The sequence below is a fragment of the Streptomyces sp. NPDC057616 genome (assembly GCF_042800575.1).
In the GTDB taxonomy this organism is placed as follows: domain Bacteria; phylum Actinomycetota; class Actinomycetes; order Streptomycetales; family Streptomycetaceae; genus Streptomyces.
In genome coordinates this window covers 32,474-45,765 of record NZ_JBHVGU010000052.1, presented here as the reverse complement: position 1 = coordinate 45,765, position 13,292 = coordinate 32,474, and the positions used below count along the sequence as shown (strand labels likewise).

The window sequence follows — 13,292 nt, the reverse complement described above, 5'->3', positions numbered from 1 at the left end:
TCACGGCCGACCGCCTGGACCCCGCGATTAATCGGCCAAGCACAAGCCCATGAATCGTCTTGTCGACAAATTCGGTTAGTGTGCATGGCTTGGTGATGTGCAGGGGGACTGAGCAGGGTTCGGAGGGCGAAGCAGTGTCGGACGAAGGGCGGCTCGTCGCCGGGCGCTACCGGCTCGTCGAACTCGTCGGCCGCGGCGGTATGGGCGCCGTGTGGCGCGCCGAGGACGTGCAGCTCGCCCGCCAGGTCGCGCTCAAGCGGCTGCACACGCCGCCGCACCTGTCCGCCGCCGAGGTCACCACGCTCTACGAGCGCATCCGCCGCGAGGCGCGCAGTGCGGCCCGGATCACGCACCCCAACGTGGTCGTCGTCCATGACGTCGTCGACGACGACGGCCAGCCGTGCATCGTCATGGAGTACGTCTCCGCCGGCACCCTCGGCGACGCCCTCGCCGACGGCCGCACCCTGGCGCCCGCGGAGGCGGCACGCGTCGGCCTCGGCGTGATCTCGGCCGTACGCGCCGCGCACGCCGTCGGCGTCCTGCACCGCGACATCAAGCCCGGCAACGTCCTGCTCGGCGCCGACGGCCGGGTCGTCCTGACCGACTTCGGCATCGCGCAGACCGCCGGGACCTCCACGCTCACCCAGACCGGGGAGATGATCGGCTCCATCGACTTCATGGCCCCGGAACGGGTCCGCGGCCTGAGGCCCGGCCCGGCCTCCGACCTGTGGTCGCTGGGCGCGACGCTGTACCAGGCGGTGGAGGGCCACCTGCCGTACCGCCGTGACACCGCCATGGAGACCGCGTACGCCGTCGCCGTCGACCCGCCTCGGCCGATGCGGCAGGCCGGTTCCCTGGGCCCGCTCGTCGAGGCGCTGCTGTCGAAGGACCCGGCGGACCGGCCGACGGCGGAGCAGACGGAACAGGCACTGCGTGCGATCGGGTCGGAGGTCCGGCCGACGGTCGTGGCTGCGGCCGCGGAGGGGGCGCGCCAGGTGGCCCCGGAGGGTACGCGCCAGGTGGTGCCGGCAGCGGCGCCGAAGCGGGCGCGCAGGCCCAAGCGCCGCGTCCTCGTGACCACCGCGACCGTCCTGGCGGCGGCCGCCGCGGCCGCCACCCTCGCCACGGCCTCGCACCAGGCGGGCCGCGACGGTGCCGAGACCGGCCCGTCCTCCCCGTCCGTCTCGCCCTCGCCGCTGCCCGCCGGTCACCACCTCGTCCGCGACGCGCAGCTCGATGCCGCCTTCCCGGTGCCGGACGGCTGGAAGAAGAAGAAGGGGTCGAGCGACGACGAGGTCACCTACGCCGACCCGACCGGCCTGGCCGGCGTCACCGTCGGCATGGTGGACCCCGCGGGCGCGCACCCCGTCGGGCACTTCAAGGACATCGAGGCCAACACCAAGGCCAACTACCCGACGTACCGCAGGCTGCGCATGCAGGAGACCGACTTCAGGGGCCAGCCGGCGGTCGTGTGGGACTTCACCTTCCACGGCCGGGCCCGCCTGTTCCGCGCCGTCGACCTCGGCTACGGCACCGCCGGCGGGCGCGAGTACGACATCTACCTCTCGGCCCCGGCCGCCCGCTGGGACAGGTACCGCCCGGTCTTCGACGCCGTCAGGGACGGGTTCACCGCAAAGCGCGGCTGAGCGACGACCCACGGGCGTCGGGTCACCTATTCCCACCTGCCATTTTTCTGCCTTCCTCCTTGGCACTGTCCTGCCTTCGTTCGGTCTTCAAATATACCCCCGGGGGTACTCGTGCTACCGTCGAAGGCGTCGAAGGTATACCCCCAGGGGTAATCTCCAGCGGAAGGGAGTACGTCGTGTTCTTCGTCGACACGATCGAGGTGGCCGGCCTCGGCAACCGCAGCTATCTGGCGGGCGGTGCGCGCACGGCCGTGGCGGTGGATCCGCCGCGGGACGTCGAGCAGGTGATCGCGGCGGCGGCACGGCGTGGAGTGCGGATATCCCAGGTGGTCGAGACCCACCTGCACAACGACTACGTCTCCGGCGGCCTGGAGCTCGCCCGGCTCACGGGCGCCGACTACCTCGTGCCCGCCGGGGCCCGGGTGTCCTTCGAGCGCGTACCCGTCACCGACGGCGACCGCGCCGAGGTCGACGCCGCCGACGGCCTGGCCCTGCGCGCCGTGGCGACGCCCGGCCACACCCCGCACCACACCTCCTACGTCCTGGAGGAGAACGGCACCGCGGTCGCGGTCTTCACCGGCGGCGCGCTGCTCATCGGCACCGTCGGCCGCCCCGACCTGGTCGAGCCGCGGCTGACCGAGCGCCTCGCCCGCGCCCAGCACGCCTCCGCGCACCGCCTCGCCGCCGAGCTGCCCGACGAGACGGCCGTGCTGCCCACCCACGGCTTCGGCAGCTTCTGCTCCTCGTCCCAGGCCGAGGGCAGCGAGACCACCATCGGCAAGGAGAAGGCGTCCAACGCCGCCCTGACCCGCGACGTGGACACCTTCGTGGCCGAACTGCTGGCCGGCCTGGACGACATCCCCGCCTACTACACGCACATGGCCCCGGCCAACGCCGCCGGCCCCGCGCCCGTCGACCTCACCCCGCCCGCCCTCGCCGACGCCGACGAGATCGCCGAGCGCCTGGCGGCGGGGGAGTGGGTCGTGGACCTGCGCAGCCGGGTCGCCTTCGCCGAGGGCCATGTCGCGGGCTCCTTCAACTTCGAGGCCGCGGGCCAGCTCGCCACCTACCTGGCCTGGCTGATCCCGTGGGGCAAGGCGGTCACGTTGCTCGCCGAATCGGCCGATCAACTCCGCTACGCACAGCGCGAGTTGACCCGGGTCGGTATCGATCGCCCGGCCGCCGCGGCCACCGGCGGTCCGTCCGACTGGCTGCGTGCCGGCGAGACCCCCGGCTCCTTCCCGCGCGGCACGTTCGCCGATCTGGCGGAGCGCCGCCGGGGAGGGCACGTGGTCGTCCTCGACGTCCGGCGTGACTCCGAGCGGGCCGGTGGCTTCGTGACCGACTCCGTCCACATCCCCATCCACGAGCTGCGCGGGCGGCTCGCCGAGGTGCCGGACGGCCAGGTCTGGGTGCACTGCGCCGGCGGTATGCGCGCCGGCATCGCCGCTTCCCTTCTGGACGCCGCGGGCCGGGACGTCGTCGCCGTCGACGACTCCTTCGGCGCGGCAGAGCAGGCGGGCCTCACCGTCGCCCGCCGCGCGGCCGGCCGGGCAGAGGCACAGGAGGCCGCGGAGCGCACCGGGCACGCGGCCGGCGCCACGGCGGCCGACGACGTCGTACTGCTGGACGTCCGTGAGACGTACGAATGGCAGGCGGGCCACGCACCGGGTGCGGTCCATGTGCCGCTCTCCGCGCTGGAGGCGGGCGGGTCGCTGCCCGAGCGGGTGGCGGGCCGGTCTCTGGTGGTCGTGTGCCGGTCGGGCAACCGTTCCCGGCACGCGGCCGAGCTGCTGGTCGCGCGCGGCGCCGACGCGGTCGACGTGATCGGCGGCATGCGCGCCTGGGACCGTCTCGGACTGCCCGTGGTGGACGAGCGCGGCGAGAGCGGGACGATTGCGTGAGCGTCGTCGTCCTCGCCCTGCTGTCCGGGGCCGTCATCGGACTGGCGCTCGGCGCGCTCGGGGGCGGTGGCAGCGTCCTCGCCGTCCCCGCGCTGATCTATCTCCTCGGTTTCACCCCGGTCGCGGCCACCACCGCCGCCCTGATCATCGTGGCCCTCACCACCGCCACCGCGCTGCCCGCGCACGCGCGTGAGGGGAACGTCCGCTGGCGCACCGGGCTGCTGTTCGCGGCCGCGGGCGTCGTGCCGGCCATGCTCGGCGGGCTGCTGGCGGCACGGCTGCCGGCCGCGGTGCTGACGGCGGCCTTTGCCGTGGTCGCACTGGTGGCGGCGGTACGGATGCTGCGCCCGCGGCTCTCGCCCGCCGATCCCGCTCGTGCGATACGGCCCGGCCGTGCCGCCGCAGCGGGAGCCGGGCTCGGCGCGGTCACCGGTGTCCTCGGGGTGGGTGGTGGATTCCTCGCCGTACCGGCCCTGGTGAACGTCCTCGGCCTGCGGATGCGGACGGCGGTGGGCACGAGCCTGCTGGTCATCACCGTCAACTCCGTCGCCGCGCTCGCGCTGCGTGCGGGTACGGCCGAGGGGATCGACTGGGGCGTCGTGGGACCGTTCGTCGGGGCCGCGATCCTCGGCGCCTGGGACGGCCGCCGCCTCGCCAAGAAGATCTCGGGCCAGTCGCTCCAACGGATCTTCGCCGTCGCCCTGCTGGGTGTGGCGGGGCTCATGCTGATCGGGTCGGCGGTGTGAGCGCGGTCGCCAGAGGCTTACGGCTCGCGCCGCGTCGACCGCCACAGGGGCCCGCGCGCCACACGCTCCGGGCGCCACCCCCGGGCGCGTCACCTCACGCCAGCGAGAGGAACAGCTTCTCCAGCCGGGTGCGCATCTGCTCCACGTCCTCGCCGTTCTTCCGGCCGGCCTCGACATCGGTCAGGCACTGCTGAAGGCCGGTGGCGATGATGGCGAACCCGGCCCGGTCCAAGGCCCGTGAGGCCGCGGCGAGCTGGGTGATGACGTCCTCGCAGTCGCGCCCCTCCTCGATCATCCGGATCACTCCGGCGATCTGGCCCTGAGCGCGACGCAGCCGGTTCAGCACGGCCTTGAGTTCCGCGCCCGCGAGCTCCATGTCCACGACTACTCCTCAATCTACGTATACCCCTAGGGGTACTGTACGTCCCGCTTCGGGCCGGCGTCGAACATCCGACGAACCTCACCTCGACCCGCCCGACGATTCGCAAAGGAACACCACCGCCATGACCACGTCTTCCACCCCCTCTCTCACCCCCTCCTCCCTCGGCACCGACCAGGCCCGCGACCGGCTCCACGAGCTGACGATCATCGACGTGCGCACCCCGGGCGAGTACGCGAGCGGCCACCTTCCCGGCGCCGTCAACGTTCCGCTGGACCAGGTGCGCCGCGCACTGCCGGAGATACGGCAGGCCGCCGAGCGCGGTGACCTCCTGGTCGTGTGCGCCTCCGGGGCGCGCTCGGAGAACGCCCGCAAGCTCCTCGCCGAGCGGGGCGTCGCGGTCGCCACGCTCATCGGCGGCACCGGCGCCTGGGCCGCCGCGGGACACGACCTGGACCGGCCGGCGGCCTGCGAGACGCGCGCCACCTGGGGCATGGAGCGCCAGGTGCGTCTCGTCGCGGGTTCGCTGGTCCTCCTGGGCCTGCTCCTCGGTCTCGTCGTGCACCCCGCCTTCCAGCTCCTCTCGGCCGGGGTCGCGGGCGGCCTGGTCTTCTCGGCGCTCACCGACACCTGCGGCATGGCGTACGTCCTCGCCAAGCTCCCGCACAACCGGCCCCGCGCGGCCGACCTGGAGACCGCGCTCGCGGCGTTGCGCGCGGGGTGACCACTGCCCGCCGGCGACGGTCGGGCCCAACCCGTTCCCAACGTGTTTGGCAGCGCGACCAGTTGCACAGGACTCACCCATGACTGGTCAGGACGCGGCAGCCGATCGCGACGCTCAAGTCACCGAAGACGCGGGCATGTTGGAAGCCGACGAAGCCGATCCGAAATCCACGACCGTCGTGGTGATCGGCGCGGGCCCGGCCGGCATGACCGTGGCCAATCTGCTGCGGCGCGGCGGGATCGACTGCGTCGTCCTGGAGCGCCGCAGCCGCGAGCATGTGGCGCAGCGGCAGCGCGCCGGAATCGTCGAGACCCGCGCGGTCCGGATGTTCGACTCCTGGGGACTGGCCGACCGCGTCCTCGGCGGAGTGCCGTACGACGGCATCCTGGAGATCCGGGTCGACGGCGAGAGCCACCTGCTGTCCGACAGTGACGGCTCCGAGGGGCTCGCGGCGCGCCTGTGCCCGCAGCAGGTGCTGGTCCAGAAGCTCACCGCGGCCTTCCTCGCCGACGGCGGCGACCTGCGCTACGAGGCCGCCGGCATCTCGCTGCACGACCTGACCGGCGACCGCCCGACGGTCCGCCACCGCACCGCCGACGGCGCCGTCCGCGCCCTCACCTGCTCCTTCGTCGCGGGCTGCGACGGTGACCGCGGTATCAGCCGCACGGCGGTGCCGGACGGCGTGCTCACCGCCCACGCCTTCGACCACGGGATCGGCTGGCTCACGGTCCTGGCGGACACTCCGCCCCCGGCCCATCCCCTCCTGGCCGTCAGCCCGGACGGCTTCGCCGCGCACTTCCCGCGCGGCCCGCAGACCAGCCGCTACTACGTCCAGTGCGCGCCCGACGACCAGCCCGCCGCCTGGCCGGACACCCGGATCTGGGACGCGCTGCGCACGCGGCTCGGCGACCCCGCCCTCCCCTCCGGCCCGATCACGGACCGCGAGATCTTCCGGCTGCGCAGCCTGGTCCACGACCCGATGCAGTACGGCCGCCTCTTCCTGGTCGGCGACGCCGCCCACATCGTCTCCCCGATGGGCGGCAAGGGCATGAACCTCGCCCTCTACGACGCCGACGTCTTCGCCCACGCCGTCCAGGACCACGTCCGCAACCAGGACGACACCGGCCTGCGCGGCTACTCCCAACGGTGCCTGCGCCGGGTCTGGAACGACCAGGAGTTCTCCCACTGGCTGACCCGCACGCTCCACGACGCGGGCGACGACTCCGGCACCGGCCCCTTCCACCGCGGCCTGGCCCGCGCCCGCCTCGACCGGCTCTTCACCTCCCCGCACGCGACCCGCGCCTTCGCCGAACTCATGATGGGAATGGACCCGACGTAGTCCAGTCACCCTGCCCTGTCACACATCACCGCCGCGTTCCGTCAGCGAAGTGACCTGTCACCGAATCGGATCGGATCGGACATCACGATGCTGACCAACGTCATGTTTGTGACCATCTACGTCACCGACCAGGACCGCGCGCTGCACTTCTACACCGATCAACTCGGCCTGGAGAAGCGCGTCGACGTCACCGGCCCCGACGGACGCTTCCTCACGGTGGCCGTACCCGGAAGCCCGCTGGAGTTCGTGCTCTGGCCGCACCCCGCGGCCGCGGGACAGCCGGCTGACATCCGGCCCGGCGCCACCCCTGGCATCGTCTTCCTCGAATTCGACGACCTGCGCAAGGACTTCACCATCCTGCGCGACCGCGGCGTCCCCTTCGACCAGGCCGAACCCGAGGACTACGCCTTCGGCATCCGCATCGAGGCCGCGGACCCGGACGGCAACCGCATCTCGCTGCGCCAGCGCAAGCAGCCCACGAATGCGGGGAGTTGATGGCATCCGGACACCCCTTCTCACCAGGGGCCGCGTCGTAGGCTGGCGCCCATGAGCTCCGACGACATCGCGTTGCGCCCGGTGGCCGAGGACGACCTGCCGGTCATGGAACGGTTCCTCACCGACCCGGAGACGGCCGAGCCGTTCCAGTGGTTCGGCTGGTGGGACACCGGGCGCTGGCGGCGCCAGTGGGCGGAGAACGGCCTGCTCGGCGACGACGGAGGCCATCTGATGGTGGTACGCGGCGCCCGGCGGCTGGGGTTCGTCGCCTGGCGGAAGGTCAGACCCACCTACACCACCTTCTACTGGAACATGGGCATCGGCCTGCTGACGGACGCCCGCGGCCAAGGTGTCGGGACCGAGGCCCAACGCCAGCTGGTCCGCTACCTCTTCGCCCACACGACGGTCGTACGGATCGAGGCGGACACGGAACTCGAGAACATCGCCGAACAACGCGCCCTGGAAAAGGCCGGTTTCACCCGCGAAGGCGTCCTGCGCAGCGTCGCCTTCCGAGACGGCGAGTGGCGCGACGGCGTGCGCTACAGCATCCTGCGCGGCGATCTGGCCTGACGAGCCCCCGCGCCTGCGTCCTCGCGGCAACGGCGGTGTCGTGCGCTGCGCAGGCCGTAGAGCACGACAGCGAAGCCTGGTTTGAGAGCTCTCCCGGTCGTCCAGCGGCCCGCGGTCGTGGTGCGCTGATCCTGGCCGGCTTCGCCTGCTTCCACCGTGCCCTGTCGGGTGGTTGGCCGTTCGCTCGGCTGAGGGCCGCCGTGCCGGTCGCGGCGGGAACCCCCGCGGCCGTCTGGGCCGGCTGCGCGGTGGCGCTGGTCGTCGCTGCCCTCTCCCTCCCTGCGCCGGTCCTTCGGGAAGCCCACCGATCAGCGGAGGCGTGAGCGCACGCGGTCGCGGACGGTTCGCCTTCAGCTGGAGTTCGTGTCAGCTATTGGACGGTGACGCGGTTGGCGTGTTGGCGTTCCAACTGGCGAGGAGTTCGAGTGCTTCGGCGTCCCGGCTGCCGGGGGCGACGCCGCAGACGATGAGGAACAGCCCGTCGTCGGCGGCGAGTTCCATGGCCTCGTAGGTGAACGTCAACTCTCCGACCAGCGGGTGGTTGATGCGCTTGGCTCCGGCGCGGTGGCGTCGGACCTCGTGCCTGGCCCAGCGTTGGCGGAAGGTGTCGCCGCGGGTGGACAGCTCGCCGATCAGGTCCGACAGGGCCTTGTCGTGGGGGTTGCGGCCAACCTCGGCGCGCAGGGTGGCGACGTTCTGGTCGGCGACGGCGTCCCAGTCGGGGTAGAACTCGACGGCGGCCGGGTCAAGGAAGGTGAACCGGGCGGAGTTGACCGGCCGGGCCGGACTGTTGAAGACCGGCGTGAACAGGGCACGCGCCAGCGTGTTGCCTGCCAGGAGGTCCAGGCGGCCGTTGCGGATGTAGGCGGGGACGCCGGTCATCGCCTCCAGCATGTTCCACAGCTCCGGGCGCAGGGTGCGGCGGGCCGGGTGCCGTGGGGCGCGAGCCTGGGCGGCAGTGGCATGGGCCGCCCGGACCAGGTCGAACAGATGTGCGCGTTCGGCGTCGTCCAGCAGCAGGGCACCGGCGATGGCGTCGAGGACTGCATTGGTGGCACCGCGGGCGTCACCGCGTTCCAGCCGGGTGTAGTAGGGGACGCTGACCCCGGCCAGTTGTGCGACCTCCTCGCGGCGCAGTCCGGGGACACGACGGGGTCCGGCGAGCGGGGACACCTTGAGCCCGGCCTGCTCCGGGGTGACCCGGGCGCGGCGGGTGGTGAGGAAGTCGCGGATCTCGCTGCGTCGGTCCATGCCTCGACACTACGACCGGACACCTCGATGGACACCGGCGTGGGGGTCCTTGTCAGGGTCTGTTTGGCGGCTCTGGCGGCGGTGCTGGCGGTGTTGGCTGGAGTACAGGTTCCGCCAGCCCGCCCCAGGAGGTCCCCCTGATGCCCGCCACCGCTCAAGGAGTCGAACAGGCATGCGCGCCTGATGTGGCCGAGCGGTCGTCCGGTGCGCGGTTCGCGCACGGTGCGGCGCTGCTGAGCCCCTTTGTCCCCCGCCGGGACCGGAGCAGGTGCCCGTACCGACTACATCGAGGAGATTGAACCCATGCGCGCAACCCTGCTTCACCAGGCCGGCGACGTCCGGGTCGAGGACGTCGCGGACCCGAAGATCACGCAGCCGACCGATGCCCTGGTGCGGATCGTGCTCGGCTGCATCTGCGGCAGCGACCTGTGGCCCTACAAGTCGGCACCGCTGACCGCCCATCCCCGCCAGATGGGCCACGAGTTCCTCGGCGTGGTCGAGGAGACCGGCGGCCAGGTGACCACCGTCAAGCCCGGGGACCTGGTCGTGGCACCGTTCACCTACAGCGACGGAACCTGTGAGAACTGCCGCCGCGGCCTGCACACCTCCTGCGTGCACGGCGGCCCCTGGGGCGTGAACGGCGTCGACGGCGGCCAGGGTCAGGCGGCCCGCGTCCCGTACGCGGACGGCACCCTCGTCCCGCTTCCCGTCGGCGAGGACTCCGATCTGCTCCCGGACCTGCTCACCCTGTCGGACGTCCTGTGCACCGGCTACCACGCCGCCCGTACGGCCGGCGTCCAGGCCGGGGACCACGTCACCGTCATCGGCGACGGCGCTGTCGGCCTGTGCGGCGTCATCGCCGCGAAGCTGCTGGGTGCCGAACGGATCATCCTGATGGGCCGCCACACCTCGCGAACCGACCTCGGCCGCCGGTTCGGCGCAACCGATGTCGTGGCCGCACGCGGCGAGGACGGCGTGATCGCGGTCCGCGAGCTCACCGGGGGCCGCGGCATCGAGCGGGTCCTGGAGTGCGTCGGTCTGAAGGACGCTCTGGTCCAGGCCACCGGCGTGGTCCGCGACGGCGGCACCATCAGCCGCGTCGGCGCCCCGCAGTACGCGGACGTGCCCCTCGGCTTCCCCGAGTTCCTGCGCAACATCACCCTCACCGGCGGCGTCGCCCCGGCCCGCGCCTACATCAAGGAACTCATGCCGCACATCCTGGACGGCTCCATCCACCCCGGACGCGTCTTCGACCGCACCGTCGCCCTGGAAGACGTCGCCGAGGGCTACCGGCTCATGAACGACCGTGAGGCCCTCAAGGTCATCGTCCGCCCCTGACACGGTCGGGCGCACCGGAAACCACCACCCCCCGAAACGAACGGGACATCTCGTGAAGCACATCCACCTGCGCGACCTGGACGTCTCCCGCATCGGCCTGGGAGCCATGGGCATGTCTCACGGCTACACCGGCGCCGGCACCGACGACGACCAGTCCGTCCGCACCATCCACCGTGCCCTGGACCTGGGCGTCACCTTCATCGACACCGCCGAGGTCTACGGCCCCTACACCAACGAGGAACTCGTCGGCCGCGCCCTGCGGGGTCGTCGCGACCAGGTGGTGCTGGCCACCAAGTTCGGCCTGATCTCCCACACCGGCCGCCCCGGGGCGACCGACAGCAGCCCGGCCAACATCCGCGCCGCCGTCGAAGGCTCCCTCACGCGCCTGGGCACCGACCGGATCGACCTGTACTACCAGCACCGCGTCGACCCGGGTACCCCCATCGAGGACACCATCGGGGCGCTCGCCGAGCTGGTCACCGAGGGCAAGATCCGGCACATCGGCCTCTCGGAGGCCGGCCCCGACACCATCCGGCGGGCCCACGCGGTGCACCCGATCACCGCTGTGCAGTCCGAGTACTCGCTGTTCACCCGCGACCCCGAGTCCCACGTCCTGCCGGTGCTGCGGGAGCTGAACATCGGGTTCGTACCCTTCTCCCCGCTCGGCCGCGGCTTCCTGACCGGCACCATCCGCTCCACCGAACAGTTCGACCCCACCGACTTCCGCGCCGACAACCCTCGGTTCACCGGAGACAACTTCCAGCACAACCTGCGCCTTGCCGACCAGGTCGCCGCCATCGCCGCCCGGATCGACGCCACCCCGGCGCAGGTCGCCCTGGCCTGGCTACTGGCCCAGGGCGACGACATCGCACCCATCCCCGGCACCCGACGCGTCGCCCGGGTCGAGGAGAACGTCGGCGCCGACGCCGTCCATCTCACCGACGAGCAACTCGCCCAGCTCAGCAGCCTGCCCCCGGCCGCCGGTCACACCCACACCGAGGCCCAGATGCGGATGATGGAGCGCTCATGACCGGGACAACCCGCGCGTCGCACCGCTCCTGATCCGCCGCCACGCAGCGAAACTCGTCGCCCTCACCGACGCCGTACTCTGCGCGGACGTCTGGCAGCGGCCCGAACTGCCCCCAAGGGACCGCAGTTTGATCACCGTCGCCGCCCTGGTGGCGCTGGGCCGCGACACCCGGCTGAACGACCAGCGGCACCGCGCCCCTCGACAACGGCCTCAGACCCGGCGAACTCACCGAGACGATCACCCATCTCGCGTTCCTCGAGGACTGACCCGCCGCCATGAGCGCGGCCGTCGTCCTGGCCCAGCTCACCGAGCCCCCCACTGGACACCCGACCATCAACCCCTTTCGGAGTCCCCGTGCAGCACCTCACCTTGAACAACGGCGTCGACATGCCGGTCCTCGGCTTCGGCGTCTTCCAGATCCCCGCGGAGCAGACCGAGCAGGCCGTCACCGACGCCCTCGCCGCCGGCTACCGCCTCCTGGACACCGCCGCCGCCTACGGCAACGAGGAAGCCGTCGGCCACGCGATCAAGAACAGCGGCATCCCCCGGCGGGACCTGTTCGTCACCACCAAGCTGTGGATCCAGGACGCCCCCGCCGAAACCAACACCCGCCGCGCCTTCGAGACGTCCCTGACCAAGCTCGGACTGGACTACGTCGACCTCTACCTGATGCACCAGCCCTACGGCGACGTCTACGGCCAGTGGCGCGCCATGGAGGCCGTGAGCCGGGAGGGGCTGGCCAAGGCGATCGGCGTCGCCAATTTCTACCCCGACCGTCTCCTGGACCTGATCCTCAACAACGAGATCACTCCGGCGGTGAACCAGATCGAGACCCACCCGTTCTTCCAGCGCACCGCCGATCAGGAGCTCATGCGCCGCCACGGCGTTCAGCCCCAGTCCTGGGGCGGCTTCGCCGAAGGCAAGAACAACCTGTTCACCAACCCCGTCCTCAGCGACATCGGCAATGCCCACGGCAAGTCCGTTGCTCAGGTCGTTCTGCGCTGGCTCATCCAGCGCGACATCGTCACCATTCCCAAGTCGGTCAACCCCGACCGGATGGCACAGAACATCGACGTCTTCGACTTCACCCTGACTGACGACCAGATGGCCACCATCGCCACCCTGGACACCCGCACCACCCTCTTCTTCGACCACCACGACCCGGCCATGGTCGACTGGCTCGCGAAGCGCCGCCTCGATGGCTGACCTCGACCCGGCGCAGCACGACGTGCGGCGGCGAGGCTGCCGAGGTTCGGCCATGGACACGAGTCGCAGCAGAGGAAAAACATTGAGCAGCGCAGAACGACTGCCGACCGGGGTGGTGTCCCGCGCCCTCGCTGCTTTCGGGACCCCGATCCGTCTGGGGCCCAACCTCACACCCGAAGGCTCAGACCGTCCCCGCCGTTCTCGCAGACGGGATCGCCCTGGGCGCAGAAGTCGATCGTACGGCTCTGGTACGTGCCGGTGACGCTCCTGCCGAGGGCTCGGATCGGGTTGTCGAACATCAGGACCGCGGCGACCCTGGGCTCGAGAGCCGCCGAGATCGTCGCCACGATCGGGCTGCCGACGACAGCGCCGTCGCTGCTGATGCCCATCGAGTTGCCGACGACGTTCGCGCCCTGCGAATGACCGACGAGAATGAACCGCTGGGTGCCGGGGAGTGGATATCCCGAAGGTATGCGCGTTTTCCGGCGAGGCGTTATGGACGGGAATTCAGAAATCCCGCAGGTTGTTGTTCTGTCGTCAGCTGATCCCTGACACGGCATCAGGGTCGGCTCGGGGGTGAGGCAGGGAGGTCACTGATAGCGGTCGGCCCGTCGTGGTCGGGAGGCTGGCGGGCATGTTGAACATCACTGCCGATGCTTCCCGT

Annotated in this window: 13 protein-coding genes and 1 pseudogene; 11 read left to right on the top strand and 3 right to left on the bottom strand. The window is 71.6% G+C overall.

Annotation, left to right across the window (positions count from 1 at the left end; all coding sequences use genetic code 11):
• Positions 1–134: 134 nt before the first annotated feature.
• The 3 genes from ACFU97_RS41140 (at position 135) to ACFU97_RS41130 (ending at position 4,296) form a co-directional block, all read left to right on the top strand.
• Positions 135–1,646 carry a serine/threonine-protein kinase gene (locus ACFU97_RS41140; RefSeq protein ID WP_384267056.1) on the top strand — a complete coding sequence of 504 codons (1,512 nt, stop codon included), beginning with the start codon at positions 135–137 and terminating at the stop codon, positions 1,644–1,646.
• Between the two features lie 176 nt (positions 1,647–1,822).
• Positions 1,823–3,550, top strand: coding sequence for a rhodanese-like domain-containing protein (locus tag ACFU97_RS41135; RefSeq protein WP_384267053.1), 1,728 nt, complete (start codon positions 1,823–1,825; stop codon positions 3,548–3,550).
• The gene (locus ACFU97_RS41130; RefSeq protein WP_384267050.1) at positions 3,547–4,296 is read left to right on the top strand and encodes a sulfite exporter TauE/SafE family protein; all 750 of its coding nucleotides are present in this window, start codon (positions 3,547–3,549) and stop codon (positions 4,294–4,296) included. The genes ACFU97_RS41135 and ACFU97_RS41130 overlap by 4 nt, the downstream gene beginning before the upstream one ends.
• 94 nt (positions 4,297–4,390) lie before the next feature.
• On the opposite strand, the gene ACFU97_RS41125 is transcribed toward ACFU97_RS41130, so the two are convergent.
• Complete coding sequence (locus ACFU97_RS41125; protein WP_384267047.1) at positions 4,391–4,678, bottom strand: metal-sensitive transcriptional regulator; 288 nt, start codon at positions 4,676–4,678, stop codon at positions 4,391–4,393.
• Between the two features lie 121 nt (positions 4,679–4,799).
• On the opposite strand from ACFU97_RS41125, the gene ACFU97_RS41120 reads away from it, so the two are divergent.
• From ACFU97_RS41120 to ACFU97_RS41105, 4 genes are all read left to right on the top strand, one after another.
• Positions 4,800–5,399, top strand: coding sequence for a rhodanese-like domain-containing protein (locus tag ACFU97_RS41120; protein WP_384267044.1), 600 nt, complete (start codon positions 4,800–4,802; stop codon positions 5,397–5,399).
• Between the two features lie 136 nt (positions 5,400–5,535).
• Complete coding sequence (locus ACFU97_RS41115; RefSeq protein ID WP_384267041.1) at positions 5,536–6,738, top strand: 4-hydroxybenzoate 3-monooxygenase; 1,203 nt, start codon at positions 5,536–5,538, stop codon at positions 6,736–6,738.
• A gap of 87 nt (positions 6,739–6,825) precedes the next feature.
• Positions 6,826–7,233, top strand: coding sequence for a VOC family protein (locus tag ACFU97_RS41110; RefSeq protein ID WP_384267038.1), 408 nt, complete (start codon positions 6,826–6,828; stop codon positions 7,231–7,233).
• A gap of 51 nt (positions 7,234–7,284) precedes the next feature.
• Entirely contained in the window at positions 7,285–7,803 is a 519-nt protein-coding gene (locus ACFU97_RS41105) for a GNAT family N-acetyltransferase (RefSeq protein ID WP_384267036.1), read from the top strand.
• Between the two features lie 366 nt (positions 7,804–8,169).
• On the opposite strand, the gene ACFU97_RS41100 is transcribed toward ACFU97_RS41105, so the two are convergent.
• On the bottom strand, positions 8,170–9,054 hold the full coding sequence (locus ACFU97_RS41100; RefSeq protein WP_384267033.1) for a helix-turn-helix transcriptional regulator: 885 nt from the start codon (positions 9,052–9,054) through the stop codon (positions 8,170–8,172).
• Positions 9,055–9,357: 303 nt separating this feature from the next.
• On the opposite strand from ACFU97_RS41100, the gene ACFU97_RS41095 reads away from it, so the two are divergent.
• Genes ACFU97_RS41095 through ACFU97_RS41080 form a run of 4 tightly spaced genes read left to right on the top strand, consistent with a single transcriptional unit; the run spans position 9,358 to position 12,628 of the window.
• Positions 9,358–10,392, top strand: a complete 1,035-nt coding sequence (locus tag ACFU97_RS41095; RefSeq protein ID WP_384267030.1) for a zinc-dependent alcohol dehydrogenase family protein — start codon at positions 9,358–9,360, stop codon at positions 10,390–10,392.
• 52 nt (positions 10,393–10,444) lie between these two features.
• Complete coding sequence (locus tag ACFU97_RS41090) at positions 10,445–11,422, top strand: aldo/keto reductase (protein WP_384267027.1); 978 nt, start codon at positions 10,445–10,447, stop codon at positions 11,420–11,422.
• A 28-nt stretch (positions 11,423–11,450) separates the two neighbouring features.
• Positions 11,451–11,795: a carboxymuconolactone decarboxylase family protein gene (locus tag ACFU97_RS41085; protein ID WP_384267089.1), complete on the top strand. Its 345-nt coding sequence runs from the start codon at positions 11,451–11,453 to the stop codon at positions 11,793–11,795.
• Entirely contained in the window at positions 11,777–12,628 is an 852-nt protein-coding gene (locus tag ACFU97_RS41080; protein WP_384267024.1) for an aldo/keto reductase, read from the top strand. The genes ACFU97_RS41085 and ACFU97_RS41080 overlap by 19 nt, the downstream gene beginning before the upstream one ends.
• A gap of 191 nt (positions 12,629–12,819) precedes the next feature.
• Here ACFU97_RS41080 and ACFU97_RS41075 read toward each other — a convergent pair.
• Positions 12,820–13,071 (bottom strand): annotated as a pseudogene (locus tag ACFU97_RS41075) (cutinase family protein); the annotation flags it as partial.
• Positions 13,072–13,292 lie beyond the last annotated feature (221 nt).

Bases quoted from the DNA above. Each gene is read 5' to 3' on its own strand.
- ACFU97_RS41095 (WP_384267030.1), top strand. From the start codon at position 9,358: ATGCGCGCAACCCTGCTTCACCAGGCCGGCGACGTCCGGGTCGAGGAC.
- ACFU97_RS41115 (WP_384267041.1), top strand. From the start codon at position 5,536: ATGTTGGAAGCCGACGAAGCCGATCCGAAATCCACGACCGTCGTGGTG.
- ACFU97_RS41110 (WP_384267038.1), top strand. From the start codon at position 6,826: ATGCTGACCAACGTCATGTTTGTGACCATCTACGTCACCGACCAGGAC.
- ACFU97_RS41105 (WP_384267036.1), top strand. From the start codon at position 7,285: ATGAGCTCCGACGACATCGCGTTGCGCCCGGTGGCCGAGGACGACCTG.
- ACFU97_RS41100 (WP_384267033.1), bottom strand. From the start codon at position 9,054: ATGGACCGACGCAGCGAGATCCGCGACTTCCTCACCACCCGCCGCGCC.
- ACFU97_RS41120 (WP_384267044.1), top strand. From the start codon at position 4,800: ATGACCACGTCTTCCACCCCCTCTCTCACCCCCTCCTCCCTCGGCACC.